Consider the following 24,913-nt stretch of genomic DNA (forward strand, 5'->3'; position numbering starts at 1 on the left):
TCAGTGCGTCCGTTCTGCGGGGATCACGGCGCCGGGGTTGAGTATGCCCTCGGGATCGAGCTCCCTCTTGATGGCGGCGAGGATGCGGACCCCGGTCTCCCCGATCTCCTGACCGAGCCACGGCGCATGGTCCCGCCCGACCGCGTGGTGATGGCTGATCGTTCCCCCTGCGGTGATGATCGCATCGTTCACACGCGCTTTCACCGGCTCCCATGCACGGAGCATGTCGGTGCGGACTCCCGCGAGGACGGTGAAGTACAGAGACGCGCCGGTCGGGTAGATGTGGGAGACGTGGCACATGACGTAGGACTTGGCACCGATGTCCGCGAAGCCCTCCTTGAGTGCCGCCTCGACCGCCGAACGCAGCGCCTGCAGGTTCGACCACGTCGTCGCGGTCTCCAATGTCTCGCAGAAGACACCGGCGTCGAGAAGTGAATCGCGCAGATAAGGTCCGTCGAACCTGGTCCTGAGCCAGTCCTCTGCCGGGCCTTCCCCCGAGGAGGTCCCGCCCGCCGCGGCGAGGTGAGCGCCGGCATGGGCCCGTCGTTCCGCGATGTCCTCGCCCTCGTACACCGTGACCACGCTGGCACCCTTGGCCAGTGCCTTGCCGATCCGCCCGACCTGGGCGAGGCTGACAGCCGTCTCCGCTTCGTCGGAGAGCCGGATGACCGTCGGACCGCCGCTCAGCTGCGCGACACGACGGAGCCCCTCGGCTCCACTGGCGAAGTCCGGAAACGACCAGGCCTCGAACACCCTCGCGCGCGGGATCGGGTGAACGCGCACCCGCACCTCGGTGATCACGCCGAAGATGCCCTCGGAGCCGAGGAACACTCGGATCAGGTCGGGCCCTGCGGCAGAGCCCGGCGACCGCCCGAGCTCGATGTCGCCGGTCGGAGTGGCCACTCTGATCCCGGTCACCATCGTGTCGAAGCGCCCGTTCCCCGCGGAGTTCTGCCCCGAAGACCGAGCCGCCGCGAATCCGCCGATCGTGGCGTAGCGGAAGCTCTGGGGAAAATGACCGAGCTCGAACCCGCGCGCGGACAGCAGCGCCTCCGCCTCCGGACCCGTCGTTCCGGCCGCGAGGACGGCCTCGCCGCTGGTCTCGTCGAGCCGGACCATGCCGCTCAGCCGTCGCAGATCGAGACTGACCACCGCGTGATGCGCGCCCCGTTCCGGATCGAGCGCGCCGACGACGCTCGTCCCGCCACCGAAGGGGATGACGGCGACACCTTGCGCCGCCGCGGCATCGAGACACGCACGGACCTCGTCATGGTCGGCGGGGCGGACGACGGCGTCCGGTGCGTCCTGTCGTGCCTCGCGTCGTCGGAGCAGGTCGGGTGTCGAGCGCCCGCCCGCGTGACGGACGCGGGCCTCCGGTGTGTCGTCGACGTTCTCGAGGCCGACGGCGACGACGAACGCCGCACGGTCCTCCGCTGTCAGACGCGACGGGCGCAGCTGCACCTCCGAGAACTCGACGGCCGGAGCGGGCGTGCGGACACGACCCAACAGCATCGGCAGCAGAGCACGCACCGGCAGAGGCAGCCCCTTCGCCTTCGCCGGGTCGCCCCAGCCGTTCCACCTCATCAGCGGGTCCGCATCGACCCTGCCGTTCTCTTGGCCCATGCGTTACAGTGTGACACATCATGGAAGAACGTCAACCTCTTTGGGATGCCACGCAGACGAAGATCCTCGACGCGGCCGATGCGCTGATCGAGAGGCGCGGCGTGCACGGCGTCACCGTCGCGGAGCTCGCCCGGCGCGCAGAGCTGAGTCGGCCGACGATCTACCGCAATTGGAACGACGCCGACGACGTCGTCCGTGCAGCACTGCTGCGCCGTGTGACCGCCATCCTGAGCGCCTTCCCCGCGACTGCGGCCTCCAGGCCCGCCCTCGTCGACGACGTGCTGCGCTTCATCGGCCTGTTCCGGAGCGACGCCCTGTATGCACGACTGCTGGCCGACGAGCCGGAAGCGTTCACGCGATACACCCTGCAGCGCGTGGGTTCGAGCCAGCGCATGATCCTCGGGTGGCTGTCCGCAGCGATCGAAACCGCACAGCTCGACGGATCGGTGCGCGACGGTGCACCGCAGGAGATCGCCGTCATGCTGCTGCTCATCGCCCAGTCCGCGGTGCTCTCCCACGGAACGGTCTCCGATCTGATCTCGGAGTCAGCATGGGAGCGCGAACTGCGGGCCGCCCTCGACGGACTGCTGCGCCCATGATCAGGGAGCCATCCGCGCTCAATGTCGCGCGACGGAGGACGGAGCTCACGCTCGCAGCCGAGGAACGGGTCGACGTGCTCGTGATCGGCGGCGGCATCACGGGCGCGGGAGTCGCACTCGATGCTGCCTCTCGCGGACTCACCGTGACGCTGATCGAAGCCGAGGATCTGGCTTTCGGCACCAGCAGATTCAGCTCGAAGCTCGTGCACGGGGGCCTGCGCTACCTCGCCACCGGAGACTTCGCGACCGCGCGGGAGAGCGCGCACGAACGCCATCTCCTGATGACGTCGATCGCCCCTCACCTCATCCGCCCCCTCGGACAGCTCCTGCCGTTCTCGCAGGCCGTCACGCTCCGTCAGCGCGTCGCAGGCACTGTGGGCATGGGACTGGGCGATCTGCTGCGGATGCGCGCACATACCCCGCGTCGGGTCCTCCCTGCTCCCGCAGTGGTCTCCGCGCACACGGCCATGCGGTTGATGCCGGCCCTCGACCAGCGGGGCCTCCGCGGCGGGATGCTGTCGTATGACGGTCAACTCGTCGACGACGCGCGCCTCGTCACGACGGCGGCCCGCACCGCAGCGGCTCTCGGCGCCCGAATCCTCACCCGGGTCCGTGCCCTCTCCCTGCGCGCAGACGGAGCCTCGGTCGAGGAGGCGACGACGGGCGAGCGTTTCGAGATCCGTGCACGTGCGGTCGTCAACGCGACGGGGGTGTGGGCGGGAGCACTCGATCCGTCGATCACCGTGCGGCCGAGTCGAGGGACCCATATCGTGCTCGACGCCGCCGACCTCGGCGCTCCGTCGACGGCACTGACGATTCCCCACGAAGGGTCGATCAGCCGATACGTCTTCGCTCTGCCACAAGAACACGGACGACTGATCGTCGGACTCACCGACGAAGACTCACCCGGCGCGGTCCCGCGGGTCGCCCAGCCGACCGAGACGGAGATCGAGTTCCTCCTCCACAGCCTCAACCGTGTTCTCGCCACCGCCGTCCGACGCGATCAGGTTCGTGGCGCCTTCGCCGGCCTGCGGCCGCTTGTCGACAGCGGAACCGACTCGACGGCCGACATCTCCCGTCGGCACCTGGTGGCGGCATCGGAGTCGGGATTCATCTCGGTACTCGGCGGAAAACTGACGACCTATCGACGCATGGCCGAGGATGCCGTCGATCTCGCCGTCACGGCGCGGAGGCTGCCGTCGCGACAGAGCCGCACCGCGTCATTGCGGCTCGCGGATCGTGACGTCCCCTCATCGGACGAGCTGCTGGACCAGGCGACGGCGCTGACCGCGGCGGAGGTCGAGTACGCCGTTCGCGTGGAGGGGGCGATGACGGTCGACGATGTCCTCGACCGGCGCACGCGCATCGGACTCGTCGACGCAGATCGCTCCCGCTGTCGCCCTGCGGTCGAGTCCGTCGTGGCCCGGGCGATCTCCGAGCTTCTCTGAGACCGGATCACGGCGCGGTCGGAGCCGTCGCGTATCCACTGCACAGCCGGGCAGGGAACGTCCGGCGAACACCGCATGAAATCAGTGCGTGCAGGCCGCCCGACGACACGTCGGCACCCGGCGAACCTGCACAGTGGTGACATGGACATGCTCTTCACGATGCTGGGCGGCAAGGGGATGTCGGGCCTGCTGAAGACCGGAACGGCCATCCTCACCACTCTCCTGGTCCTCCCCGCTCTCCTCAAGCTCTTCATCGTCACGGTCGACGAGGGCTGGGCGGCGATCCGAACCCGCAACGGCAAACCCATCATCCGCAACCGCCCTCAACGGCGTCCGTCCCCGCGCGGTGGCGCGGTCGGCGAAGTCGTCGTGCTGGCCCCGGGCTCGCACGGGGCGTTCCCCCTGTTCTACTGGTACAAACTCGTCGACGTGCGGTGCCGCGCGACGGATCTGCCAGCGCGGGAGCTGAGCGGTGCGAGCGGTCATCAGCATCGCGTGCACGCCTCGTTCGAGTGGCGTCCCCTACCGACGGGGCACGATCTGCGCGTCTTCGAGTTGGACGTCGTGAACGTGAAGGAACGCGCCTCGAACATCGTCGGCGCGGCGCTGCGCGATGTGGTCCGCAGTCTCGAAGGAGCCGAGCTGCCGCACAACGATGAGATCAACACCCGGGTCGTCGCGGCCAGTGCCGACGAAGTTCGCCGCGCCTGCGGCGTCGAGCTGGTGCGCGTGATGGTCACCGGCGATGCGCTCACCGACGGCTATCTGCTGTCGACCGCGCTCCGAGACGTGGATCGCGGAGCCCAGGCCGTCGCTGCGCTGCACGCACTGAACTGATCTCCCCCGGCACTCCGCTGGAGCGAGGGCACTCCGCTGGAGCGAGGGCACTCCGCTGGAGCGAGGGCACTCCGCTGGAGCGAGCGCACCGTGGGCGGGGTCTCAGTGCCGTTCGTGCAAGGGAAGGTCGATCGTCCCGGTCTCGCCCGCGTGACGCGCCTTGGGGATGCGCGTCCCGAGCACCTGCGACACGATGTCCTGCGCGATCTTGGGTGCGGTGAGCCCCGCATCGGCGAGGATCTGATCGCGGGAGGCGTGATCGATGAACTCGTCGGGAAGACCCAGCTCGTCCACCGCCGTGTCGATCCCCGCCTCGCGAAGGACCTGCCGGACACGGGTGCCGATGCCGCCCACCCTGATCCCGTCCTCGATCGTGATCACGAGGCGATGGTGAGCCGAGAGCTCCACGATCGACGGCTGCACCGGGATCGCCCATCGCGGATCGATGACGGTGGCGCCGATGCCCTGCGCGCGAAGCCGGTCAGCGACATCGAGCGCCAGTTCCGCGAAGGGGCCGATGGCGACGATGAGCACATCCTCCGTCTCGCCGCGGGCGAGCACGTCGACGCCGTCGCTCAGCCGCTCGATGGCCGGGAGGTCGGCGGACACCTCCCCCTTGGGGAAGCGGATGACCGTCGGCGCATCCTCGACGTCGACCGCCTCTCGGAGGGCTTCGGTCAGTCGGGTGCCGTCGCGGGGCGCGGCGATGCGGATGTGCGGGACGATCTGCAGCATGGCGAGGTCCCACATCCCGTGATGGCTCGGCCCGTCGGGGCCGGTCACACCGGCGCGATCGAGGACGAACGTGACCCCGGCGCGGTGCAGCGCCACGTCCATCAGCACCTGATCGAAGGCACGCCCCATGAAGGTGGCATACAGGGCGACGACGGGGTGCAGTCCCCCGTAGGCCAGTCCCGCGGCCGACGCCACGGCATGCTGCTCGGCGATTCCCACGTCGTAGACGCGGTCGGGGAAGCGCTCGGCGAACGGCGCGAGGCCCGTCGGTCGCAGCATCGCTGCGGTCATGGCGATCACATCATCACGCTGCTCACCCACGGAGACCAGGGCGTCGGAGAAGACGTCGGTCCACCCACGACCGCCCGAGGACAGGGTCTCCCCGGTCGTCGGATCGATCTTGCCGACGGCGTGGAACTGGTCGGCCTCGTCGTCGCGGGCCGGCTGATAGCCGCGGCCCTTCTCGGTGATCGTGTGGACGATGACGGGGGCACCGTACGACTTCGCCAGCTCCAACGTCTCGAGCAGCGCAGGGAGGTCGTGCCCGTCGACGGGGCCGAGGTACTTGATGTCGAGGTTCGAGTACAGCGCCTCGTTGTTCGTGAACCGCGAGAGGAAGCCGTGGGTACCGCCGCGGACACCTCTGAACACGGCACGGCCGACGGGACCGAAAGCACGGAAGAGACGGTCGGAGCGCTGATGCAGGTCCTTGTATGCCGCAGCCGTGCGCACTCGGTTGAGGTAACGCGACATGCCGCCGATCGTCGGCGCGTAGGAGCGTCCGTTGTCGTTGACGACGATGACCAGGTTGCGGTCGTTGTCATCCGAGATGTTGTTCAACGCCTCCCAGGTCATGCCACCGGTCAGCGCGCCGTCACCGACCACCGCGACCACATGCCTGTCGGCGCGGCCGGTCGCCGTGAGCGCCCGGGAGATGCCGTCGGCCCAGCTGAGCGAGCTGGAGGCGTGGGAGGACTCCACCACGTCATGGGCGCTCTCCCCTCGCTGCGGGTACCCCGCGAGTCCGCCGCGCACGCGCAGGCCGGAGAAGTCCTGGCGGCCCGTGAGCAGCTTGTGCACGTAGGACTGATGTCCGGTGTCGAAGATGAAGGGGTCTTCCGGAGACGAGAACACGCGATGCAGCGCGATCGTCAGCTCGACGACACCGAGGTTGGGGCCCAGATGGCCGCCGGTGCGGGACACGTTCTCGACCAGGAACTCGCGGATCTCCGCGGCGAGTTCCGCCAGCTGTTCGGTCGAGAGGGCATCCAGATCGCGGGGTCCAGAGATGCTCTGAAGAATGGGCATCTGCGCCTCCTCACAGGCTTCGTCAGAGACGCCCGACACGGGTGCGGGCGTCGTCCTGATCCTACCGCCCCGGGCAGGGAAAGCTCCGAGGCTGGAGACCCCCTTGACACGACGGAGGGGCCCGTGTCCGAAGACACGAGCCCCTCCGTCATGCGATCAGACGAGCGAGCGCAGCACGTACTGCAGGATGCCGCCGTTGCGGTAGTAGTCCGCCTCACCGGGGGTGTCGATGCGCACGACCGCGTCGAACTCGACCGGCTGCTTGCCCTCGGGCGAGTGCTCGCTCGGGGTGGCCGTGACCCTGACCGTCTTCGGCGTGACGCCGTTGTTGAGCTCCTCCAGGCCGGAGATCGAGACGATCTCGGTCCCGTCGAGGCCCAGCGACTCCCAGCTCTCACCGGCGGGGAACTGCAGCGGCACGACTCCCATGCCGATCAGGTTCGACCGGTGGATGCGCTCGAAGCTCTCCGTGATGACGGCCTTGACGCCGAGCAGGCTCGTGCCCTTGGCCGCCCAGTCACGCGACGAACCGGAACCGTACTCCTTGCCACCGAAGATCACGAGCGGTGTGCCCTGAGCCTGGTAGTTCATGCTCGCGTCGTAGATGTACGACTGCGGACCGCCCGGCTGCGTGAAGTCGCGGGTGTAGCCGCCTTCGACGACCTGCCCGTCGTTCACAGCGGAGACCATGAGGTTCTTGAGGCGGATGTTCGCGAACGTTCCGCGGATCATCACCTCGTGGTTTCCGCGACGCGAGCCGAAGGAGTTGAAGTCCTTGCGGTCGACGCCGTGCTCGGTGAGGTACTGGGCCGCGGGCGTTCCCGGCTTGATGTTTCCGGCCGGCGAGATGTGGTCGGTGGTCACCGAGTCGCCGAGCGTCGCCATCACACGAGCACCTTCGATGTCCTTCACCGGGGTGAGCTCCATCGTCATGCCGTCGAAGTACGGTGCCTTGCGGACGTAGGTGGAGTTCTCGTCCCACTGGAACGTGTCGTCGTCCGGCGTGGGCAGGTTGCGCCAGCGCTCGTCGCCGTCGAACACCGTGGCGTACTGCTTGATGAACTGATCGCGCGAGATCGACGAGTCGACGATCTCCTGCACCTCGTCGGGCGTCGGCCAGATGTCCTTCAGGAAGACGTCTTCACCGTCGCTGCCCTTGCCGAGTGCGTCGTTGTCGAAGTCGAAGTGCATCGACCCCGCCAGCGCGTAGGCGATGACCAGCGGCGGGCTGGCGAGGTAGTTCATCTTCACGTCGGGGCTGATGCGACCCTCGAAGTTGCGGTTGCCCGAGAGGACGGCCGTGACGGCGAGGTCGTGCGAGTTGATGGCCTCGGAGACCTCTTCGATCAGCGGTCCGGAGTTTCCGATGCAGATGGTGCAGCCGTAGCCGACCGTGTAGAAGCCGAGCCCTTCGAGGTCCTTGTCCAGCCCGGACTTCTCGTAGTAGTCGGTGACGACCTTGGAGCCGGGGCCGAGCGTGGTCTTGACCCACGGCTTCTGCTTGAGCCCCTTCTCGAGCGCCTTGCGTGCGACGAGACCGGCGGCGATCATGACCGACGGGTTCGACGTGTTGGTGCACGAGGTGATGGCAGCCAGGGTGACGGCGCCGTTGTCGAGGATGTACTTCTCCCCGTCGGGCGTGGTCACGGGGACGGGCTTGGACGCGTTCGCCGGGGCACCGCTGTTGATGTGCACCGGACGCGTGGTCGTCGGCTCCTCCTCACCGGGAACCGAACCGGGGTCAGACGCCGGGAAGGAGTGCTTCGACTCGAGGTCGACGACCGAGTCCGAGGTCGACGCGGTCGCGTACGCCAGGATGTCCTGCTCGAACTGCGACTTCGCCTCCGAGAGGAGGATGCGGTCCTGCGGGCGCTTCGGGCCGGCGATCGACGGCACGACGGTGCCGAGGTCGAGCTCGAGGTACTCGCTGAAGGTGGGCTCGTGCGATGCGTCGTGCCAGAGCTTCTGCTCCTTGGCGTAGGCCTCGACGAGTGCGACGGCCTCGTCGCTGCGGCCGGTCAGGCGCAGGTAGTCGAGGGTGACGTCGTCGATCGGGAAGATCGCCGCCGTGGAACCGAACTCCGGCGACATGTTGCCGATGGTGGCGCGGTTCGCCAGCGGCACGGATGCCACGCCCTCGCCGTAGAACTCGACGAACTTGCCGACGACGCCGTGCTTGCGCAGCAGGTCGGTGATGGTGAGCACGACGTCGGTCGCCGTGACACCGGCGGGGATCTCACCGGAGAGCTTGAAGCCGACCACGCGAGGGATGAGCATCGACACGGGCTGGCCGAGCATGGCTGCCTCGGCCTCGATGCCACCGACGCCCCAGCCGAGCACGCCCAGACCGTTGACCATGGTGGTGTGCGAGTCCGTGCCGACGCAGGTGTCGGGGTAGGCGCGGAGCACGCCGTCGACATCGCGGTCGTAGATGACCTTGGCGAGGTGCTCGATGTTCACCTGGTGCACGATGCCGGTCCCGGGCGGGACGACCTTGAAGTCGCTGAAGGCGGTCTGGCCCCAGCGCAGGAACTGGTAACGCTCGCCGTTGCGCTCGTACTCGATCTCGACGTTGCGCTCGAGTGCGTTCTCGGAGCCGAACAGGTCGGCGATGACCGAGTGGTCGATGACCATCTCGGCGGGCGAGAGGGGGTTGATCTTGTTGGCGTCGCCGCCCAGAGCCGTCACGGCCTCGCGCATGGTGGCGAGGTCGACGATGCACGGGACACCGGTGAAGTCCTGCATGACCACGCGCGCCGGCGTGAACTGGATCTCGGTGTTGGGCTCAGCCGCTGCGTCCCAGGACCCCAGCGCCTCGATCTGCGCCTTCGTCACATTCGCGCCGTCCTCGGTGCGGAGCAGGTTCTCCAGGAGGACCTTGAGACTGAAGGGGAGCTTCTCGAAACCGGGCACCGTGTCGATGCGGAAGATCTCGTAGTCGGTGCTGCCGACTGTCAGGGTGCTCTTGGCACCGAAGCTGTTCACCGTGGACACGAATCCGTCTCCTTCTATTCGGATGGGAGCGACAGGCGCCTCCATCTTGCTCGCCAGTGAGCCCCTGCGGCTAGCAAGGGGGACCTAACCAGTCTGCTCCGGGAAGCGCACCGGCGAAAGCCTGCGATTTATCTTGATGTCAAGATAAATCTATCACGCCTCGGGGGCATCCTCGCGCGCAGGCTCGCGGGGGTGGAGCGCCCGTACGACCAACCAGGTCACGGCGATGAGTGGTGCGAACAACGGCAACCCCATGATGAGCTTGAGCGTCCCGAGCGCCGTGACGTCGCCGGCGAGATACAACGGCAGCTGGACGGCGAGGCGCGCGAAGAACAGCGAGGCCCAGGCGATTCCGAGCCAGAAGTACGCACGTCGCTTGCGGCGGTCGGTGCGCCAGGTGGTGCCCTCCCCCATCAGGAATCCGACCGCGAGGCCGATCAGCGACCATCCGATCAGTGCGGAGACCAGGATGACCGATCCGTAGACCGCGTTCGTGATGAGTCCTGGCACGAAGTTGTCTGCGCCGCGTCCGGTCCACAACGCGAGCGCTGCGGCGGCCACAGCCGCGATGAGACCACCCAGCGCGGCCGAGGGCGGCGACTTCTGCACCAGCCGGATGAGGGTGAACACCGCGGCCAGGCCGACCGACACCCCCAACGACAGGATCAGCGGTTCCGGACGGATGGTGAAGAGGATGACGAAGGCGAGGCTCGGCAGCACGGACTCGAGAATGCCGCGCCATCCCCCCATCGCCGTCCAGACCACCTTGTGGGTGCTGGAGCTCTCAGCGGGATCGAGACCGGCACGACGCGCGGCACCGCCGAGCGCCGCCCCGAGGATCTCGGAGGTGCTCTTCTCGCGTTCGGCGTCGGGCTCGGGAACGCTCACGCGGAACCCGGAGTCGCCGGCATCTTCAGCGGGATCAGGTCGCGCGGCGGCATCGGCGAACCGCCGCGGACGACGACGATCGAGCGGAAGAGGTCCTCGACCTTCTCGGCGGCCTCAGGGTCGGACGCTCCTGCGCCGCCGATCACACCGCGCAGGAACCAGCGCGGGCCGTCGATGCCGATGAAGCGTGCGAGACGCAGCCCTGACCCCTCCGCCGCGGTGGCGGGAACCTCCGCGAGGAGCTCCTTGCCCAGTGGGCCTTCCCGCTCTTCGACGCGACCGCCCTGCGCTTTGACCTGGTCGCGGAGCTGCACACGGGTCTCGTCCCACAGTCCGCCGGAGCGCGGCGCCGCGAACGGCTGCACCTGCAGCGAGGAGTCCGCGTAGTCGAGGCCGACCGCCACGATGCGCTTCGACTGCTCCTCGACCTCGAGGCGCAGATTCAGGCCTTCGCGCGGCAGTATCTTGATGCCGCCGAGGTCGATGTACGGACGGACCGGGTTCGCCTCGGAGTCATCGAAGGGCCCGTCGGTGGCACGGTTCAACGGTGCCGACTTCGAAGGGGTCTCGTTGTTGTCAGTCATTGGCTCGTCCTGCTTCGCTCTGGTGGGTCGCTGCCTGGTATCCGGTGGAGCCGAATCCACCGGCACCGCGGACGCTGTCCGGCAGCACGTCGACCGGGATGAACGTGGCGCGCGTGACCGGCATGATGATCAGCTGCGCGATACGATCGCCGACCGCCACATCGTACGCGCTCTTGGTATCCGTGTTGATCAGACTCACTTTGATCTCGCCGCGATAGCCGGCGTCCACCGTTCCGGGAGAGTTCACGATCGAGATGCCGTGCTTCGCGGCCAGGCCGCTGCGCGGTACGACGAATGCCGCATAGCCGTCCGGCAGGGCGATGCTCACCCCCGTCGGCACGAGAGCGCGCTCCCCCGGCTCCAGGCGCACCGCTTCGGCCGCGACGAGATCGGCTCCGGCATCTCCCGGATGCGCATACCCGGGCACCACTGCAGCGATAATGGGGACATCAACGGAATCGGTCACCCCATGAGGCTAATGCAGAACCCCGTCACAGACTCACGTCCCCGCTACCGCGAGAGGCTCTCCCCGAGCCTCTGGCTGCTCGTGACCGTCGCGGTCGCCGGCCCGATGGTCTCGCTCGTCTTCGTGCCCATCGGCTCGACCGTCGCGCTCGTGGTCGGTGCAGCGGTCTCGGCCCTGCTCGTGTTCGGTGTGATCGCCGCCACACCGGTCGTGTCGGTCGTCGGCTCCACCTTGCACGCAGGTCGTGCGCACATCGACACGAAGCACCTCGGAGCACCCACTGCACTGACGGGTGAGGAAGCCCGTCATGCCCGCGGCCCCGGTCTCCCGGCACGCGGGTGGCACCTGATCCGCGGCGGCATCGACGGCGTCGTCGTCGTGCCGAACCTCGACCAGGACGACCCCGTCGAGGCATGGACGATCTCGACGCGGACGCCCGACCGGCTCGTCGCCGCGATCCGCGCTTCCCAGGCCTGACAAGCTCACTCAACGACAGCGCGCCCCTGACCGAGACGGTCGGGGGCGCGTGATACGTCGCTCGAAGGACTGCTTACGCAGCGCACTCCTTGCAGATGGGCCCGGATGCGCCCTCGTGGTCGAGCTGCGAGCGGTGCTTCACGAGGAAGCAGCTCATGCATGTGAACTCGTCCTGCTGCGCGGGCAGCACGACGACATCGAGCTCGAGATCGGAGAGGTCGGCACCCGGGAGGTCGAAGCTCGACGGGTTGTCGGAGTCTTCGTCCCCGCTTGAGCCGGAGTTCTTGTCCGGCACACGCTCCTTGAGGGCTTCGATCGACTCGGAGTCGTCTTCGCTCTTTCGGGGGGCGTCGTAATCGGTTGCCATGCGGTAGATCTCCACTTTCATGGTGCGAGTGGGTGGTGCGCCGTCGGGTATTCGGCGGCCATAGTTTGCACGACCAGACGACATAACGCAAATGCTCGTCCGTGCGACAGAGGAAACTCACGGCACGCCCACGCTATTCCCGTCCGCGACCCCTCACGCGTGACACCATGAACGGACACCCATCAGAGGGGCATTCGCATGGAAAACGTCACCATCGTCGGCACAGAAGCAGGAGTCCTCGTACTCGCGACCGAGTCGGGCGAGCGGTTCGCGCTGCCCATCGACGACATGCTGCAGCGCGAGATCCGACGCGCCACCCGTCAGAGCGAGCCGACGGCCCAGAAGCTCGCTGCGAGCCCGCGCGACATCCAGGCTCAGATCCGCGCCGGGCTCACCGCACCCGAGGTCGCGGAGCTGCTCGGCATCAGCATCGAAGACGTGGCTCGATTCGAAGGACCCGTCCTCGCCGAGCGCGAGCACGTGATCGGACAGGCCCTCGCCGTGCCCGTCCTGATCGGCAGCGAGGTCGAGCCGGACGCGCAGCCGACCTTCGGTGTGGCCGTCCGCGCAAAGCTCGCCGAGATCGAAGCCACCTCCGAGCGCTGGGCGAGCTGGAAGGAGGACTCCGGCTGGACCATCAAGCTCGAGTTCACCGCCAACGACGTGGACCACGACGCCCGTTGGAGCTTCGATCCTCGCCGCAGCGCGCTCTCACCGCTGAACGCGGACGCGACGCAGCTGTCACGGCAGGGCTCTCTCCCCGAGGGCCTCATCCCTCGCCTGAGAGCGGTCGATGCAGAACGGACCTCCCCGTACAAGGATGAGAGTCGTTTCGACTCCGGCGCGTTCGGACCCCGACTGGTACCCGCACCCGAAGCGGACGTGGAAGACCCCTCGCTCCCCGCCCGCTCCGACGCGGCGGCGCAGGATGCCGCGATCAAGCGCGCTCCTGCCGCGCAGACGACGAGTCCGGAGACGGCGGACCTCCTCGAAGCGCTGCGCCGCCGCCGCGGACAGCGGGAGACCGCACCACTGCTCGACGAGGTGGAGGACACGGATCGCTCGGACCAGAATCCGATCGCGCTGTTCGAGGCCCTGGAGCAGCCCGACGAAGACCCGGAGCCCCCGCAGCCCGCGCCACAGACCAACAGCTCGGACACCGGCGACTCCACGGGACGCCGCCGTCGTCGGAACGCGATGCCGTCGTGGGACGAGATCGTCTTCGGCGCACGCACCGATGAGTGAGACGCCACCCGTGTGATCCCCGCCCGCGGCGAGAATGAGGATCTTCGTCAGCGTTCGAACGCGCCGAGCCGGATCACCGGTACCTGTCTCTCCTCCGGCGTGAGCGCGCCGTGCTGGCCCACCATCCCGCGACTGCGCTGGTCGGCTGCCGTACCGTCGTAGAGAGCCCAGGCGCCGCGAGCGATCGCGAGCAGGTCGCCGATGCGCGATGCAGCGGCATCGGTGACCTTCGGTCCGAAGAGTCCGTGACGTATCGCCTCCTCGCGGGTGAGCACGTCGGCCACCCCCTCCAGGTCAGCACGCCATCGCGTGGTCACTGCCGCGGGGTCCACTTCGGGCTCCAGGTACGCGTGCAGCATGCGCGGCTCGCCGCCGATGTGGCGAATCCCCGCGACGTGCTCCTGGTCCAGGACGACCTGACGGTTCGGCGCCACATCGACCATCCCGTGATCCGAGGTGACCACGACGCCCACGCCCGCCGGGACACGTGCAGACAGCGCCGCGTCGACGTCTTCCAGCGCGGCGATCCACTCCGGGGAGGCGATGCCGTACTTGTGACCTGCCTTGTCGACCTCCGGCAGGTAACAGTAGACGAGCGACCCCGGGTGCGCGCGAGCGAGCTCATATGCGGCTTCGACCCGCGAGGAAGCGGTCGTCGCGGGAACGAACTCGGCACCGCGCAGAGTGGCTCTCGTGAAGCCGCTGTGTGCGTAACCGGCGAACCCGACGGCGAAACTCCGGTGTCCGTCGCGGGCCGCTCGCTCGAAGATCGTCGGGGCCGATTGCCAGGTGAGGGGATCGATGCCGTCGGTCTCCCAGCCGCTGAGCTGGTTGACGAGCACATCGCGGTCAGGATCGATCACGCGGTAGCCGACGAGCCCGTGCTCCCCCGGCCACACACCCGTGACGATGCTCGTGAGCGCCGCCGCCGTGGTGGTGGGGAACACCGACTGGGCGACGTCCTTCTTCGCCATCCCCGAGGTGAGGGATCGCGCGTGTCCGGCATGTCCACGCAGGCTGATCGCCCCGAGCCCATCGATCACCACGAGCACGACCGATTCCGCGCGCGGCAGAACCTCGGATTCGCCTCGGAGGGCGGCGAACAGGTCGCCCGCCACCCCGACGACACTCCGGGCGCTGGGCGCCGCGGACGGTAGCATGAAGGACATCCGAGCCAGTCTGACACAGGCTCCCGTATGCCCCCCAGGAAGTCCATGCCGAAAACTCCGCCGCCCGAGCCCGTCGAGGAGCGCATCCAGGACATCGACCTCTCCAGCGAGATGCAGGGTTCGTTCCTCGAGTACGCGTACTCGGTGATCTACTCACGTGCCCTGCCCGATGCGCGCGACGGTCTGAAGCCCGTGCAACGCCGCATCCTGTATCAGATGGCCGAGATGGGCCTGCGTCCGGACCGCGGCCACGTCAAGAGCGCGCGCGTCGTCGGCGAGGTCATGGGAAAGCTGCACCCCCACGGCGACTCGGCGATCTATGACGCGCTCGTGCGGCTCGCGCAGGAGTGGGCGCTGCGTGTGCCCCTGGTCGACGGGCACGGCAACTTCGGCTCCCTCGACGACGGTCCCGCTGCCGCCCGATACACCGAGGCACGACTCGCCGCCGCCGCACTGGCCCTCACGGAGAACCTCGACGAGGACGTCGTCGACTTCATCCCGAACTACGACGGTCAGTTCCAGCAGCCCGCGGTGCTGCCGGCCGCCTTCCCGAACCTGCTCGTCAACGGAGCGAGTGGTATCGCCGTCGGCATGGCGACCAACATGGCGCCGCACAACCTCATCGAAGTGGTCGCGGCGGCCACACATCTCCTCGAGAATCCGGATGCGACGACCGAGGAGCTGATGGAGTTCGTCCCCGGACCCGACTTCCCCTCCGGCGGGATCCTGATGGGACTCGACGGCGTCAAGGACGCGTACACGAACGGACGCGGCGCTCTCAAGGTGCGGGGCAAGACCTCCATCGAGCCGCTCGGCCCGCGACGCACCGGCATCATCGTGTCCGAGTTGCCGTACATGGTCGGCCCCGAGCGACTGCTGGAGAAGATCCGCGATGCGGTGCAGTCGAAGAAGCTGCAGGGCATCAGCGACGTCACCGACCTCACCGACCGCAACCACGGCCTGCGCGTCGCGATCGGCATCAAGACCGGCTTCGACCCGAACGCCGTGCTCGAGCAGCTCTACCGGCTGACTCCGCTGGAGGACTCGTTCAGCATCAACAACGTCGCCCTGGTCGATGGCCAGCCGCGCACGCTGGGCCTCAAGGAGATGCTGAGCGTCTACGTCGGTCACCGGCTCGAGGTCATCACCCGCCGCAGCCGATACCGTCTGAAGCGGCGCGAGGAGCGTCTGCACCTGGTAGAGGGTCTGCTCATCGCGATCCTCGACATCGACGAGGTCATCCAGGTCATCCGCTCCTCCGACGACTCGGAGCAGGCCCGCACGCGGCTGCGCTCCGTCTTCGACCTGAGCGAGCTCCAGGCGGAGTACATCCTCGAATTGCGCCTGCGTCGTCTGACGAAGTTCTCGCGGATCGAGCTGGAGTCCGAGCGCGATGCTCTGCTCGCGGAGATCGCCGCGCTTCGGGAACTGCTCGACAGCCCGATGCTGCTCCGCGCCGCGGTCGCCAAGGAGCTCGACGCCGCCGCCGATGCTTATGGGACGCCCCGGCGCACGCTCCTGATGAACGCGGCTCCGCCCAAGCCCCGAGCCACCAAGGGGGCGGTCGATCTGCAGATCGCCGATGCGCCCACCGTGCTCGTGCTCTCGACAACGGGACGCACCGTCCGCGTCGACCTCGGCGAGGGCCAGGAGCTCACCGTCCCTGCACGGCGCAGCAAGCACGATGCGATCCTGACCACCGTCGAGACCACCGTCCGCGCCGAGATCGGGGCTCTGACCAACCTCGGTCGCGTCGTCCGCTTCTCCCCCGTCGACCTCCCGTCCGTGCCGGCGACGTCGGTGCAGCTCGCCGCCGGCACTCCGCTGCGCGACTACCTCGGCATCACGACCAAGGGCGAGCGCGTTCTGGGTTTCGTGCGTTTCGACAGCGAGACTCCGATCGCCCTCGGCACCGCTCAGGGCACGGTCAAGCGCATCGTCCCCTCCAGCCTCCCTGTGCGTCCTGACCTCGAGGTCATCGGCCTGAAACCGGGCGATACCGTGGTCGGGGCGGCAGAGGCTCCGGACGACGCCGAGCTGGTGTTCGTGACGACCGACGCGCAGCTGCTGCACTTCGCGGCTTCCGCTGTGCGCCCGCAGGGCGCCCCGGCCGCAGGAATGGCCGGGGTCAAGCTCGGCTCCGGCGCATCAGTGCTCTTCTTCGGCGTCGTCGATCCCGCCGCAGAGTCCGTCGTGGCCACCGTATCCGGAGGCGACAGCGCTCTTCCCGGCACAGAGCCCGGGCGCGCCAAGGTGTCGTCCTTCGCGGAGTATCCGTCCAAGGGGCGTGCTACCGGAGGCGTCCGCGCCCATGCCTTCCTGAAGGGCGAGGACCGGCTGACGGTCGCATGGGTCGGACCCAACCCGCCGCTCGCCGTCGATCCGACAGGCGCGGTCCGCAAGCTTCCGGAGAACGGAGCGCGCCGCGACGCGTCCGGCCAGCCCGTCGAAGGCGTCATCGGCAGCATCGGTCGCACACTGGTCTGAGCACAGGGCGAGCGGTCCTACCCCGCACAAGAGACGAGAAGCCGGCCCGGTCTGCACCGGGCCGGCTTCCTTTCGTCTGACGTCTCAGGCGTCGATGGACTCGCGCGACAGCCGGTCGGAGGAGTCGATGATGAACTCGCGGCGCGGAGCCACCTCATTCCCCATCAGGAGCTCGAACACGCGCCCAGCGGCTTCCGCGTCTTCCATCCGCACGCGACGCAGCAGACGACCCGACCTGTCCATGGTGGTGTTCGCCAGCTGCTCGGCGTCCATCTCTCCGAGGCCCTTGTAGCGCTGGATCGGCTCGTGCCAGCGCTTGCCCGCCTTGCGGAGCTTCGCCAGCAGCGCGTGCATCTCCTGCTCGCTGTACGTGTAGATCGTCTCGTTCGGCTTCGACCCCGGATTGATCACGATGATCCGGTGCAGAGGCGGCACGGCGGCGAAGACGCGACCGTGCTCGATCAACGGCCGCATGTAGCGGAAGAACAAGGTCAGCAGCAGGGTGCGGATATGCGCGCCGTCGACATCGGCGTCGCTCATGAGGATGATCTTGCCGTAGCGGGCTGCGTCGATGTCGAACGTGCGACCGGAGCCTGCACCGATCACCTGGATGATCGACGCGCACTCGGTGTTCGAGAGCATGTCGCCCACGGAGGCCTTCTGCACGTTGAGGATCTTGCCTCGGATGGGCAGCAGCGCCTGGAACTCGCTGTTGCGCGCATTCTTCGCCGTGCCGAGGGCCGAGTCGCCCTCGACGATGAAGAGCTCGCTGCGTTCGACGTCGTTCGTGCGGCAGTCGACGAGCTTGGTCGGAAGGGTCGAGGATTCGAGCGCGTTCTTGCGGCGCTGGGTCTCCTTGTGCGCTCGCGCCGAGACGCGAGCCTTCATCTCCGACACGACCTTGTCGAGCAGCTGCGACGCCTGGATCTTGTCGTCACGCTTGGTCGAGCCGAAGCGCTCAGCCAGGTCCTTGCGGAGCACCTGAGCCACGATCTGCCGCACGGCGGGGGTTCCGAGGATCTCCTTCGTCTGGCCCTCGAACTGCGGTTCGGGGACGTTCACCGTGAGGACGGCCGTCAGCCCGGCGAGCACATCGTCCTTCTCGAGCTTGTCGTTGCCGACCTTCAGACGTCGGGCGTTCTGCTCCACCTGCGCGCGGAGCACCTTGAGCAGCTCCTGCTCGAAGCCCTGCTGGTGCGTGCCGCCCTTCGGCGTGGAGATGATGTTGACGAAAGAGCGGATCTTGGTGTCGTAACCGGTACCCCACCGCAGTGCGATGTCGACGGCACACACCCGCTCCACCTCGGTCGCGACCATGTGGCCATCCGGCTGCAGGACAGGGACGGTCTCCTTGAACGTGCCCTCCCCCTGAATGCGCCAGTTGTCGGTGATCGGCGGGTCGATCGCGAGGTAGTCGACGAATTCGGAGATTCCGCCTTCGTACAGGTAGGAGGTCTCGGTGGGTCCGAGGGTGATCGTCTCGCCGTCGGAGTCGGGCACGGGGACGACCTGACCCGCCGCACGCTCGTCCTTGACGAGGATCTCGAGGCCAGGCACCAGGAAGGCGGTCTGTCGAGCCCGGGTCTCGAGCTCGGAGAGCTGGAAAGCCGCGTCCTTGGTGAAGATCTGACGGTCGGCCCAGTAGCGGACACGCGTTCCCGTCACACCGCGGGGCGCCTTGCCGATGACGCGCAGCTCGCTGTTCTCCTGGAAGGGAGTGAACGGCGCATCCGGCCGCTTCTCACCGGAGTCCGTGAAGATGCCGGGCTCCCCGCGGTGGAAGGACATCGCGTAGGTCTTGCCGCCGCGGTCGACCTCGACGTCGAGGCGCTCGGAGAGGGCATTCACCACAGAGGCGCCGACACCGTGCAGACCACCGGATGCGGCGTACGACCCGCCTCCGAACTTTCCGCCGGCGTGCAGCTTGGTGTACACGACCTCGACACCGGTGAGCCCGGTGCGCGGTTCCACGTCGACCGGGATTCCGCGGCCACGGTCGTGGACCTCGACGCTGCCGTCGGCGTGCAGGATGATGTCGATCTTCGTCCCGTTGCCCGCGACCGCCTCGTCGACCGAGTTGTCGATGATCTCCCACAGGCAGTGCATGAGGCCGGGCGACCCGTTCGACCCGATGTACATTCCGGGCCGCTTGCGGACGGCCTCGAGGCCTTCAAGCACCTGGAGATGATGGGCGGAGTACTCGGCATTCACAATCTCCGAGTCTAATCTCGCGAGGTACCTCTCCTCTGCAGACACTCCCCGCGCGAGGCCAGTCGGGAAGCCGCGCGTACGCGCTGAGCGAAACACGCCGCAAACCGGGCATGCGTACAGGTGGCGCGTGGTTGTATTGAGCACATCGCTCAGCGAAGCCGACACCCGAGGAGGCACCGAGATGAATGCAACGACCGAACGTGACACCTCCACTGTCGAGTTCCGTCTGACCGCCATGGATCGCTGTGATTCGTGCGGCGCTCAGGCGTACATCGCCGCTGAGGTGAACGGATCCGAGCTCCTGTTCTGCGCCCACCACGGCCGCAAGTACGAAGAGAAGCTCCGCAGCATCGCCACCAGCTGGCACGACGAGACCGCGCGTCTCATCGAGACGGTCTGATCGGTCCGCTGATCCTGGTCTGCTGATCACAGTCCGCTGATTCCGCTCAGCGGCTACGAGATCAGCCGATGACGGTCAGTCGGCGACGACTCTTCGCACTCGCGGTGTGAGCCGGGTGAGGATCTCTTCTCCCACGGTGTCTATCCGCTCGGCGAGGGTCGTCGCCGACGCTTCTCCGTGCGCACCGCACCCGAAGATGACGACCTCCGCCCCCACCTCGGCACCGCGCCACCCCTCGACGATCGATGAGGTGTGCCCGACGGAGACGAGAGCCCTCGCTCCTTCCGGTGTTCCGACCTGGATCCCGGAGAGCGTCGAGGGAAGCCCGTCGAAGCTGCCGAGGCTGATAGTCACACGATCCCCGTCGACGGCGGACACCTTTGCGACGAGGCTCGCTGCGGGGTGGACTCCCTCGAGCTCCGGTCCCTCTGCCGACCGGATGCCGTAGCAGAACGCCCCGATGCGCGAGACGGTTCCGCGCAGTTCGGGACGCCACCACGATGCTGCGGATGCGGTCAGGTGCAGTGCCGCGGGGACCGCGCCGGTCTCCCCCACGATGCGCACCGCATCGAGGAAAGCGGCTTGCGCGATGTCGTCTTCCTCGTCGCTCGCTTCCGCGATATGGCTCCACACACCTTCGAGTTCGAGCACACCGGCGCGCTCGGCCCGTCTCGCCTCGTCGACGGCCGATGCCCAGTCCTCCGGCAGGATGCCGTTGCGGTGCAGGCCCGTGTCGATCTTCAGGTGCACGCGTGCCGTCGTCCCGAGCGCCTCGGCCCGCGCGATGACCCGCCTGAGGTAGTCGGTGGTCCCGACCCCGAGATCGAGACGCTGCATCAGCGCATCGTCGATCTCCGAGTCCGTCGAGGTCGCCCAGGCGAAGATCCTGGCGTCGCCGCCGGCGAGTCTGCGGACGGAGAGTCCGGTGCGGATGTCATAGCTGCCAAACCAGTCGACCCCCGCCTCGACCGCAGCCCTCACTGCCCAGGACAGCCCGTGCGCGTACGCGTCGTCCTTGACCACGAGCATCAACGCGGACGGGGTCACCCGGTCACGCACTGCCTCGATGTTGGCGCGGAAGATGCTGCTGCTCAGGCGCACCTCGGGGCGGCTCACGCTTCCCACCCCCTCACGGCGTGGGCGCCGGCGACGGCGACCAGCTCCGCCGCGGTCATCCCGGTGACATCCGCCCAACGCGCGACTCCGGATGCGGACGGACCGGTGCCTCCGAAGTATGTCACCTCGGTGTCGACATCGATGTCTGCTCCCTGGAGGTCGACGACGCACACGTCCATGGCGACACGCCCCACGATGGGCATGGATGCCTCCCGGATCTCCACAGTCGCGTGATTGCCGAGTGCGCGCACGATGCCCTGAGCGTAGCCACCCGTCACGAGTGCGACCGTGGTCTCTCTCTCCGCGCGATACGTGTAGCCGTAAGAGACGGCATCCCCTGGCTGGAGCCGCTTGGTGGAGAGGACCCGCCCTGCCAGCCGCATCACCGGCCGAGCCGCAAGCTGACCCTTCCCATCGGGGAGACCGTAGAGGAGGTTGGCGTCGATGTCGGGTTCACCGGTCGTGACACCGCGGATGCCCTCGAGCTGCAGCGCCTCGACCTCGCCCTGCGCGTCGACGAGGACGCGCTCCGCACCGGCGGCGGTCACGACCTGGGCGACGGCGAGGACACCGTGTCCCCAGGCATCGCGTCTGAGGTCGGCGATCGTTCCACCGGCAGACACCGCTGCCGAGGCTCCTGCGGCCAACGCCGCGCGGGAGATCATGGCACGTGGCAGGGAGCTGGAAGTCGTCTCACACACGCCCTCCAGCCTAGCTTCAGGCTTCCAGGTCGACCTCGCGGGCCCCCGTAGACTGGAGGGGACCCCGACCCTGGAGCCTCATGTCTCGACTTTCCCTCGCGCCCCGCATCCGCTATCTGATGGGACGTGCCCGCCGCATCGACGTCGGATCGGTGGTGGAACGCGCCAAGGAGGCCTCGGCCCAGCACCACAAAGCCGTGCCGGCGATCGTCGTCGACATGCTGTGGTCGGCTGCCCGTCACAACGTCGGCTTCCAGGACTACATCGACTACGACTTCGCCATGCTCACGAAGGCCGAGCGCGAGACGTACATGACCCATCCGGTCTCGAACCAGCTCTCGCAGCGCTACGATCACCCCGACTACCGCTGGATCTTCCAGGACAAGGTCGAGTTCGACAAGCAGTTCTCTCCGTTCCTGAAGCGCGAGTGGATGGTGGTCGAGGAGGGGAACGCCGAGGCCGTGCGCGAGCTCACCCAGCGTCTCGGCACGATCGTCACGAAGGAGCCGGTCGGACAGGCCGGCACCGGAGTGCATCGCTATCACGCCGCCGAGATCGAGGACTGGGACGAGTTCCACCGCGGGCTGCTGGCGCGAGGCGAGCTCCTCATCGAGGAGGTCATCCGACAGCACGATGCGCTGGCGGCCGTCTGCCCCGGCACGGTGAACACCACCCGCATCACCGCGTTCTTCGACGGCGAGAAGGCTCACATCCTCGCCATGGCTCAGAAGTTCGGCCGCGGCGCCGTGAGCGACCAGATGACGTTCGGCGGCTTCTACACGATGCTCGACGAGAACGGCCACGCGGTCGGTGCCGGGTACGACTCCCACGGCCACGTCCATGAGACCCACCCCGACTCCGGCTTCCGCATCGCCGACTTCCAGCTGCCGTACATGGACGAGGTGCGCGCCTTCATCGATCAGGTCGCGCGGGTCGTGCCGCAGGTGCAGTACGTCGGCTGGGACATCGTCGTCTCCCCGGACGGGCCGGTCCTCGTCGAAGGCAACTGGGGCGCGGGCGTCTACGAGAACAAGCCCAGCGTGACCGGTATCCGCACCGGCCACAAGCCCCGCTACCGCGAGGTCATCGGCTTCTGAGACGCAGAGACGAAAATGCCCCCGGAGAGATCCGGGGGCATTCTTCGTACGGGGCTCAGACTTCGCGGACGATGCCGAGCGGCGTCGACTCCAGCCCCTGACCGAGCGGATTGTCGCCGAGGATCCTGACGAGACGCTGCTCGCCCGCCTTGTCGAGAGTCGAGCCGAGGATGTTCCCGCCGAGGTCGTTGATGTCCACCACGGCGACCTCGGCCTGACCGCCGATGAGCGCCTTCAGACGAGCCGCCACGCCATCGGGATCCTTGGGTCCGAGCACCACGGCCTCGTTGTATGGAGGAATGGTGTGCTTGGTGGGACCGTCGATCGCCCGTGCCTTGTCGCCCGCGATCCGATAGAAGTCGCCGCGACGACCGAAGGCCTTGGTCACGGCTGCGACCGCGGAGGCGAACAGGATGCGCGGAGTGCCGCACTCCCGCAACGCCATCTCCATCGTCTCCGGCATGCCGAGACCGATGCCGTAGGGCGTGCGCGTGACGTACTTCGAGAGGAAGAGCGCGAGCTTCCGAGGCTTGATCTCGTCGAGGCGGTAGGACCGCCCCTGCGTGATGGCCACGATCTTCTCGGTCACGAAGAGGAGGTCGCCCGGCTGGACGGCATCCTTCGCGTACTCGCTGATGATCGCGTCCAGGTCGTCCTGGGGCATGACCACGCGGGTGCGCAGCGGGATGCGGGCGTAGCTCTTGCCGTCGACGCTCGCCTCGAGGGCCTTGCCGTCGTTCGCCTGGCTCATTCGAGGTAGTCCCGCAGGGACTGCGAGCGGCTCGGGTGACGCAGCTTGGCCATCGTCTTCGACTCGATCTGACGGATGCGCTCACGCGTCACGCCGAACGTGTCACCGATCTGGTCGAGCGTCTTCGGCTGACCGTCGCCCAGCCCGAAGCGCATCCGGATCACGCCGGCTTCGCGCTCGGAGAGCGAGTCGAGGAGCTGCTCGAGCTGCCGCTGCAGCATCGTGAAGCCCACGGCGTCGGCGGGGACCACGGCCTCGGTGTCCTCGATGAGATCACCGAACTCGCTGTCGCCGTCTTCGCCGAGCGGGGTGTGCAGGGAGATCGGCTCGCGGCCGTACTTCTGCACCTCCACGACCTTCTCCGGCGTCATGTCGAGCTCGCGGCTCAGCTCTTCCGGAGTGGGCTCGCGACCGAGGTCCTGCAGCATCTGCCGCTGCACGCGGGCGAGCTTGTTGATGACCTCGACCATGTGCACCGGGATGCGGATCGTGCGGGCCTGGTCGGCCATGGCGCGAGTGATCGCCTGACGGATCCACCAGGTGGCGTAGGTCGAGAACTTGAAGCCCTTGGTGTAATCGAACTTCTCGACCGCACGGATGAGACCGAGGTTGCCCTCCTGGATCAGATCCAGGAACTGCATGCCGCGACCGGTGTAGCGCTTGGCGAGGGAGACGACGAGACGGAGGTTCGCGCCGAGCAGGTGGCTCTTCGCGCGCTGGCCGTCGCGGGCGACCCACTGCAGGTCGAGACCGAGCTGGCTCGTCTTCTCAGCCGCGGTCATCGCCGACAGCTTCTCCTCGGCGAAGAGACCCGCCTCGATGCGCATCGCGAGCTCGACCTCTTCGGCCGCGTTCAGCAGTGCGACCTTTCCGATCTGCTTCAGGTAGTCCTTGACCGGGTCGGCGGTCGCTCCCGTGATCTGCGTCGAGTAGACCGGCACCTCTTCGTCATCCTTGGACGAGATGACGATCGCGCCGGTTGGCAGCGGCTCGGTGAAGGCCGGCTTCGCATCCTCGTCTTCGTCCTCCTCGACAGCAGCAGCTGCGGGAGACTCGTCTTCTTCGACGACGTCCTCGGACTTCTTCTTCTTGACGGGGGCGCGCTTCGCGGCAGCACGCTTCGCCGCGCTCAGGGGTGCGGGCTTCTCGGGCGCATCGGTCTCGACCGGAGCGTCGGCGGTCGTCTCTTCGGCAGCCTTCTTCGTCCGGGTGTTCTTCGTCGTGGCAGGAGTCACGTTTCGCCTTTCACGGAGCTGCTGTGTAGCCCCGGGACATTTCGGACACTAGTAAGACCCTTGTCAAGTCCAATGCTCGAAAACACTGATTGACAACGGGTCAGAGTCCTAGTATCGCACACGTGTGGCGATGCGGACGCATTCCGGCGAACTTCGCGCGAATCCCGCTGTGCGC

At 67.7% G+C, this 24,913-nt stretch carries 21 protein-coding genes; 8 read left to right on the forward strand and 13 right to left on the reverse strand.

Annotated elements, in window-relative coordinates; genetic code table 11:
- Positions 1-1,623 carry an FAD-binding oxidoreductase gene (locus AB4070_RS02400; protein ID WP_441978746.1) on the reverse strand — a complete coding sequence of 541 codons (1,623 nt, stop codon included), beginning with the start codon at positions 1,621-1,623 and terminating at the stop codon, positions 1-3.
- 20 nt (positions 1,624-1,643) lie between these two features.
- Here AB4070_RS02400 and AB4070_RS02405 point away from each other — a divergent pair, with 20 nt between their 5' ends.
- The 3 genes from AB4070_RS02405 to AB4070_RS02415 all read left to right on the forward strand — a co-directional run bounded on the left by AB4070_RS02405 (position 1,644) and on the right by AB4070_RS02415 (position 4,507).
- Complete coding sequence (locus AB4070_RS02405) at positions 1,644-2,222, forward strand: TetR/AcrR family transcriptional regulator (RefSeq protein WP_441978747.1); 579 nt, start codon at positions 1,644-1,646, stop codon at positions 2,220-2,222.
- Positions 2,219-3,670: an FAD-dependent oxidoreductase gene (locus tag AB4070_RS02410; protein WP_441978748.1), complete on the forward strand. Its 1,452-nt coding sequence runs from the start codon at positions 2,219-2,221 to the stop codon at positions 3,668-3,670. The genes AB4070_RS02405 and AB4070_RS02410 overlap by 4 nt, the downstream gene beginning before the upstream one ends.
- Positions 3,671-3,811: 141 nt before the next feature.
- The gene (locus tag AB4070_RS02415) at positions 3,812-4,507 is read left to right on the forward strand and encodes an SPFH domain-containing protein (RefSeq protein WP_441978749.1); all 696 of its coding nucleotides are present in this window, start codon (positions 3,812-3,814) and stop codon (positions 4,505-4,507) included.
- A gap of 102 nt (positions 4,508-4,609) precedes the next feature.
- Here the strand turns inward: AB4070_RS02415 and dxs are convergent, their stop codons facing one another.
- From dxs to dut, 5 genes are all read right to left on the reverse strand, one after another.
- The gene (gene dxs, locus AB4070_RS02420; RefSeq protein WP_441978750.1) at positions 4,610-6,550 is read right to left on the reverse strand and encodes a 1-deoxy-D-xylulose-5-phosphate synthase; all 1,941 of its coding nucleotides are present in this window, start codon (positions 6,548-6,550) and stop codon (positions 4,610-4,612) included.
- 156 nt (positions 6,551-6,706) lie between these two features.
- Positions 6,707-9,544, reverse strand: a complete 2,838-nt coding sequence (locus AB4070_RS02425; RefSeq protein WP_441978751.1) for an aconitate hydratase — start codon at positions 9,542-9,544, stop codon at positions 6,707-6,709.
- A gap of 153 nt (positions 9,545-9,697) precedes the next feature.
- Entirely contained in the window at positions 9,698-10,432 is a 735-nt protein-coding gene (locus AB4070_RS02430) for a DUF3159 domain-containing protein (RefSeq protein ID WP_441978752.1), read from the reverse strand.
- Positions 10,429-11,016 carry a DUF3710 domain-containing protein gene (locus AB4070_RS02435; protein ID WP_045264797.1) on the reverse strand — a complete coding sequence of 196 codons (588 nt, stop codon included), beginning with the start codon at positions 11,014-11,016 and terminating at the stop codon, positions 10,429-10,431. Before AB4070_RS02435 ends, AB4070_RS02430 begins: the two co-directional genes overlap by 4 nt.
- Entirely contained in the window at positions 11,009-11,482 is a 474-nt protein-coding gene (dut, locus tag AB4070_RS02440) for a dUTP diphosphatase (protein WP_282848772.1), read from the reverse strand. Before dut ends, AB4070_RS02435 begins: the two co-directional genes overlap by 8 nt.
- A gap of 12 nt (positions 11,483-11,494) precedes the next feature.
- Here dut and AB4070_RS02445 point away from each other — a divergent pair, with 12 nt between their 5' ends.
- Positions 11,495-11,959 (forward strand): DUF3093 domain-containing protein, encoded by a 465-nt coding sequence (locus AB4070_RS02445; protein WP_441978753.1) that lies wholly within the window; start codon positions 11,495-11,497, stop codon positions 11,957-11,959.
- 73 nt (positions 11,960-12,032) lie between these two features.
- Here AB4070_RS02445 and AB4070_RS02450 read toward each other — a convergent pair whose 3' ends face one another.
- Positions 12,033-12,326: a DUF4193 domain-containing protein gene (locus AB4070_RS02450; RefSeq protein ID WP_046747247.1), complete on the reverse strand. Its 294-nt coding sequence runs from the start codon at positions 12,324-12,326 to the stop codon at positions 12,033-12,035.
- Positions 12,327-12,524: 198 nt separating this feature from the next.
- Between AB4070_RS02450 and sepH the strand changes: the two genes are divergently transcribed.
- Positions 12,525-13,571, forward strand: a complete 1,047-nt coding sequence (gene sepH / locus AB4070_RS02455; protein ID WP_441978754.1) for a septation protein SepH — start codon at positions 12,525-12,527, stop codon at positions 13,569-13,571.
- Between the two features lie 47 nt (positions 13,572-13,618).
- Here sepH and AB4070_RS02460 read toward each other — a convergent pair whose 3' ends face one another.
- The gene (locus AB4070_RS02460) at positions 13,619-14,740 is read right to left on the reverse strand and encodes an alkaline phosphatase family protein (RefSeq protein ID WP_441978755.1); all 1,122 of its coding nucleotides are present in this window, start codon (positions 14,738-14,740) and stop codon (positions 13,619-13,621) included.
- A gap of 45 nt (positions 14,741-14,785) precedes the next feature.
- On the opposite strand from AB4070_RS02460, the gene AB4070_RS02465 reads away from it, so the two are divergent.
- The gene (locus AB4070_RS02465; protein ID WP_441978756.1) at positions 14,786-17,227 is read left to right on the forward strand and encodes a DNA gyrase/topoisomerase IV subunit A; all 2,442 of its coding nucleotides are present in this window, start codon (positions 14,786-14,788) and stop codon (positions 17,225-17,227) included.
- Between the two features lie 84 nt (positions 17,228-17,311).
- Here the strand turns inward: AB4070_RS02465 and AB4070_RS02470 are convergent, their stop codons facing one another.
- Positions 17,312-19,438: a DNA gyrase/topoisomerase IV subunit B gene (locus AB4070_RS02470; RefSeq protein WP_441978757.1), complete on the reverse strand. Its 2,127-nt coding sequence runs from the start codon at positions 19,436-19,438 to the stop codon at positions 17,312-17,314.
- 181 nt (positions 19,439-19,619) lie between these two features.
- Here AB4070_RS02470 and AB4070_RS02475 point away from each other — a divergent pair, with 181 nt between their 5' ends.
- Positions 19,620-19,838 carry a DUF7455 domain-containing protein gene (locus AB4070_RS02475; protein ID WP_270408822.1) on the forward strand — a complete coding sequence of 73 codons (219 nt, stop codon included), beginning with the start codon at positions 19,620-19,622 and terminating at the stop codon, positions 19,836-19,838.
- 75 nt (positions 19,839-19,913) lie between these two features.
- On the opposite strand, the gene AB4070_RS02480 is transcribed toward AB4070_RS02475, so the two are convergent.
- Together AB4070_RS02480 and AB4070_RS02485 are read right to left on the reverse strand one after the other, a co-directional pair.
- A complete protein-coding gene (locus AB4070_RS02480) occupies positions 19,914-20,954 on the reverse strand; it encodes an alanine racemase (RefSeq protein WP_441978758.1) in 1,041 nt (346 codons plus the stop codon).
- Entirely contained in the window at positions 20,951-21,655 is a 705-nt protein-coding gene (locus AB4070_RS02485; protein WP_441978759.1) for an alanine racemase, read from the reverse strand. Before AB4070_RS02485 ends, AB4070_RS02480 begins: the two co-directional genes overlap by 4 nt.
- Before the next feature lie 80 nt (positions 21,656-21,735).
- Between AB4070_RS02485 and AB4070_RS02490 the strand changes: the two genes are divergently transcribed.
- A complete protein-coding gene (locus AB4070_RS02490) occupies positions 21,736-22,752 on the forward strand; it encodes a sugar-transfer associated ATP-grasp domain-containing protein (RefSeq protein WP_441978760.1) in 1,017 nt (338 codons plus the stop codon).
- Between the two features lie 55 nt (positions 22,753-22,807).
- On the opposite strand, the gene AB4070_RS02495 is transcribed toward AB4070_RS02490, so the two are convergent.
- Both AB4070_RS02495 and AB4070_RS02500 read right to left on the reverse strand, forming a co-directional pair.
- Positions 22,808-23,503, reverse strand: a complete 696-nt coding sequence (locus AB4070_RS02495) for a coenzyme F420-0:L-glutamate ligase (protein ID WP_058631768.1) — start codon at positions 23,501-23,503, stop codon at positions 22,808-22,810.
- A complete protein-coding gene (locus AB4070_RS02500) occupies positions 23,500-24,738 on the reverse strand; it encodes an RNA polymerase sigma factor (RefSeq protein ID WP_441978761.1) in 1,239 nt (412 codons plus the stop codon). The genes AB4070_RS02495 and AB4070_RS02500 overlap by 4 nt, the downstream gene beginning before the upstream one ends.
- Positions 24,739-24,913: the final 175 nt, after the last annotated feature.

The organism is Microbacterium sp. 2RAF4, assembly GCF_052115285.1.
Classification (GTDB): domain Bacteria; phylum Actinomycetota; class Actinomycetes; order Actinomycetales; family Microbacteriaceae; genus Microbacterium; species Microbacterium oxydans.

What these genes read in the sequence shown, in the direction of transcription:
- AB4070_RS02435 (WP_045264797.1), bottom strand. Translation starts at nt 11,016, where the DNA reads ATGACTGACAACAACGAGACCCCTTCGAAGTCGGCACCGTTGAACCGT.
- AB4070_RS02400 (WP_441978746.1), bottom strand. Translation starts at nt 1,623, where the DNA reads ATGGGCCAAGAGAACGGCAGGGTCGATGCGGACCCGCTGATGAGGTGG.
- AB4070_RS02460 (WP_441978755.1), bottom strand. Translation starts at nt 14,740, where the DNA reads ATGTCCTTCATGCTACCGTCCGCGGCGCCCAGCGCCCGGAGTGTCGTC.
- AB4070_RS02405 (WP_441978747.1), top strand. Translation starts at nt 1,644, where the DNA reads ATGGAAGAACGTCAACCTCTTTGGGATGCCACGCAGACGAAGATCCTC.
- AB4070_RS02450 (WP_046747247.1), bottom strand. Translation starts at nt 12,326, where the DNA reads ATGGCAACCGATTACGACGCCCCCCGAAAGAGCGAAGACGACTCCGAG.
- sepH (WP_441978754.1), top strand. Translation starts at nt 12,525, where the DNA reads ATGGAAAACGTCACCATCGTCGGCACAGAAGCAGGAGTCCTCGTACTC.
- dxs (WP_441978750.1), bottom strand. Translation starts at nt 6,550, where the DNA reads ATGCCCATTCTTCAGAGCATCTCTGGACCCCGCGATCTGGATGCCCTC.
- AB4070_RS02465 (WP_441978756.1), top strand. Translation starts at nt 14,786, where the DNA reads ATGCCGAAAACTCCGCCGCCCGAGCCCGTCGAGGAGCGCATCCAGGAC.
- AB4070_RS02495 (WP_058631768.1), bottom strand. Translation starts at nt 23,503, where the DNA reads ATGAGCCAGGCGAACGACGGCAAGGCCCTCGAGGCGAGCGTCGACGGC.
- AB4070_RS02445 (WP_441978753.1), top strand. Translation starts at nt 11,495, where the DNA reads ATGCAGAACCCCGTCACAGACTCACGTCCCCGCTACCGCGAGAGGCTC.
- AB4070_RS02410 (WP_441978748.1), top strand. Translation starts at nt 2,219, where the DNA reads ATGATCAGGGAGCCATCCGCGCTCAATGTCGCGCGACGGAGGACGGAG.
- AB4070_RS02415 (WP_441978749.1), top strand. Translation starts at nt 3,812, where the DNA reads ATGGACATGCTCTTCACGATGCTGGGCGGCAAGGGGATGTCGGGCCTG.
- AB4070_RS02490 (WP_441978760.1), top strand. Translation starts at nt 21,736, where the DNA reads ATGTCTCGACTTTCCCTCGCGCCCCGCATCCGCTATCTGATGGGACGT.
- AB4070_RS02475 (WP_270408822.1), top strand. Translation starts at nt 19,620, where the DNA reads ATGAATGCAACGACCGAACGTGACACCTCCACTGTCGAGTTCCGTCTG.